The sequence below is a fragment of the Kitasatospora sp. NPDC097643 genome, assembly GCF_040302625.1.
Taxonomy (GTDB): Bacteria; Actinomycetota; Actinomycetes; order Streptomycetales; family Streptomycetaceae; genus Kitasatospora.
The window spans coordinates 1-2,752 of the sequence record NZ_JBEOSA010000155.1; the positions used below are offsets into that span (position 1 = coordinate 1).

Consider the following 2,752-nt stretch of genomic DNA (forward strand, 5'->3'; position numbering starts at 1 on the left):
TGTGATGTCGCGGATCGTGCCGCGCTGGCGGCGGTGCTGGAGGGTGTGGAGCTGACCGCGGTCGTCCACACGGCGGGTGTGCTGGATGACGGGATCGTGCCGTCCCTCACTCCCGAGCGGCTGGATGCCGTGCTGCGGCCGAAGGTGGATGCGGCGTGGAACCTTCACGAGCTGACGAAGGACCGTCCGCTCGCGGCGTTCGTGTTGTTCTCCTCCGCGGCCGGTGTGTTCGGTGCGGCGGGGCAGGCGAACTACGCCGCGGCCAACGCCTTCCTCGACGCCCTCGCCGAGCACCGCCGTGCCGCCGGGCTGCCGGCGACCGCTCTCGCCTGGGGCCTCTGGGCGGGCGGCATGGCCGCCGGGCTGGACGACGCGGACGTGCAGCGGATGGCCCGCGGCGGCGTGGCTCCGCTGACCGCGGAACTCGGCCTCGCGCTGTTCGACGCCGCGCTGGCCCAGGACGCTGCTGCGCTGGTGCCGATCCGGCTCGACCAGGCGGGCCTGCGGGTCCAGGCCCGGGTCGGGCGACTGCCCGCCGTCCTGCGCGGGCTGGTCCGCACACCCAGCCGCCGCGCCGCCGAGGGTGCTGCGGCCTCCGCCGCCGGTGCGTCGCTGGTCGAGCGGCTGCTCACGCTCACCGAGGACGAGCAGCAGCGAGAACTGCTGGACCTCGTCCGGACCCAGGTCGCCCACGTGCTCGGCCACAGCGGCCCGCACGCCGTCGACCCGGCGAAGGCGTTCCGCGAGACCGGATTCGATTCGCTGACCTCCGTGGAGCTGCGCAACCGGCTCAACGCGGCCACCGGCGTCCGGCTGCCCGCCACGGTCGTCTTCGACTACCCGACCCCGAACGCCGTGGCCGGCTACCTGCTGACCGAGGCGCTCGGCCTGCGCGACGCCGTCGTGGAGAGTGCGCCGGTGCGGGCCACCGCCCTCGCCGACGACCCGATCGCGATCGTCGGCATGGCCTGCCGCTACCCCGGCGGCGTCCGTTCCCCCGAGGACCTGTGGCGGATGGTCGCGGGCGGCACGGACGGCATCTCCGCCTTCCCCACCGACCGGGGCTGGGACGTCGAGAACCTGTACCACCCCGACCCGGACCACCCCGGTACCTCGTACACGCGCGAGGGCGGTTTCCTCCACAACGCGAGCGAGTTCGACCCGGCGTTCTTCGGCATCTCGCCGCGCGAGGCGCTCGCGATGGACCCGCAGCAGCGGCTGCTGCTGGAGGCGTCCTGGGAGGCGTTCGAGCGGGCCGGCATCGACCCCGAGACGGTCCGCGGCAGTCGCACCGGCGTCTTCGCCGGCGTCATGTACCACGACTACATCTCCCGCCTTCCCGCCATCCCACCGGGCGTCGAGGGCTACCTCGGCACGGGCAGTTCCGGCAGCATCGCGTCCGGCCGGGTCGCCTACGTGCTCGGACTGGAGGGCCCGGCCGTCACCGTCGACACCGCGTGCTCCTCCTCCCTGGTCGCCCTGCACTGGGCGATCCAGGCGCTGCGCACCGGCGAGTGCACGCTCGCCCTGGCCGGCGGCGTGACCGTGATGTCCACCCCCGACACCTTCGTCGACTTCAGCCGCCAGCGCGGGCTCGCGCGGGACGGCCGCTGCAAGTCCTTCTCGGACGATGCGGACGGCACCGGCTGGGCCGAGGGAGTCGGCATGCTGCTCGTCGAGCGGCTCTCCGACGCCCGCCGCAACGGGCACCCGGTGCTCGGCATCGTGCGCGGCTCGGCGATCAACCAGGACGGCGCGTCCAACGGCCTGACCGCACCGAACGGCCCATCCCAGCAGCGCGTCATCCGCCAGGCCCTCGCCTCGGCCGGACTGTCGGCCGACGAGGTCGACGCCGTCGAGGCGCACGGCACGGGCACCTCGCTCGGCGACCCGATCGAGGCCCAGGCGCTGCTCGCCACCTACGGCCAGGCGCACAGTGACGACGAGCCCCTCTGGCTCGGCTCGGTGAAGTCCAACCTCGGCCACACCCAGGCCGCCGCCGGTGTCGCGGGCATCATCAAGATGGTCCTCGCGATGCGGCACGGCATGCTGCCGCAGACCCTGCACGTCGGTCGGCCGTCGACGCACGTCGACTGGACCGAGGGCGCCGTCGAACTGCTCACCGAGGCCCGGCCGTGGCCCGAGACCGGGCGGCCGCGTCGCGCCGGCATCTCCTCGTTCGGCGTCAGCGGTACCAACGCACACACCATCATCGAGCAGCCCCCCGCGGCGCCCACACCCACCGACGACCGCCCCACGTCCGGGCCGCGTCCGCTGGTGCTGTCGGCCAGGAGCCCCGAGGCACTGCGCGCCCAGGCGGCCCGGCTCGCCGAGCACCTGAAGGAACTGTCGGCCTGGTCGCCCGTCGACCTCGCCCACTCGCTCGCCACAACCAGGACCGCCTTCGACCACCGGGCGGCACTGGTCACCACCGAACCCGACCGGATCATCGAGCACCTGGCCTCCTTCACGGGCCTGGTCGAAGGAACGACGGGGACGGCCGGGCGTGCGGCGTTCCTGTTCGCGGGGCAGGGGAGTCAGCGGGTCGGGATGGGTTTGGAGCTGTCGGAGGCCTTCCCGGTGTTCGCGGCGGCGTTCGACGCGGTGTGTGCCGAGCTGGATCCGCTGCTGGACCGTCCGCTGCGCGAGGCGATCGCGGATGCGGGGCTGATCCACGAGACGGGGTACACGCAGCCGGCGTTGTTCGCGTTGGAGGTGGCGCTGTTCCGGCTGGTCGAGTCGTGGGGTGTGC

General features: G+C 73.6%; 1 protein-coding gene. It reads left to right on the top strand.

The annotated features are described in order from the left end of the window. On the top strand, nucleotides 1–2,752 hold a 2,752-nt coding region (locus ABTY15_RS39525; RefSeq protein ID WP_350607585.1), incomplete at both ends, for a type I polyketide synthase.